Below are 256 nucleotides of genomic sequence, written 5' to 3' on the forward strand. Positions count from 1 at the left end.
TATCTATTTCAACTTTTATTAAATCACTGTATTTTTCTTGAGGTGATTGATTTTCGGCTTCAATTAGCGTTAAAGGTGCTTGATGAGGATAGTTCTTATAGCGTCCAGCCATAAAACTCGGGAAAGGTAGTTTATGATAGTAAACTTGCTTTGGTTTAATACCTAAATACTGAACTCTTTTAAGCGCTTCTTCATCGTACTTAGGATTATCACGGATACCTTGCTCAAACATTGAATCAGTCAGTAATGCATTACT

At 34.4% G+C, this 256-nt stretch carries 1 protein-coding gene; it reads right to left on the reverse strand.

The window, feature by feature from the left end:
- Nucleotides 1–256, reverse strand: a 256-nt coding sequence (locus tag H3U96_RS11155; protein ID WP_198196723.1) for a hypothetical protein, incomplete at both ends; no start/stop codon positions are given.

Source organism: Gilliamella sp. M0364 (genome assembly GCF_016100565.1).
GTDB classification, from domain to species: Bacteria; Pseudomonadota; Gammaproteobacteria; order Enterobacterales; family Orbaceae; genus Gilliamella; species Gilliamella apis.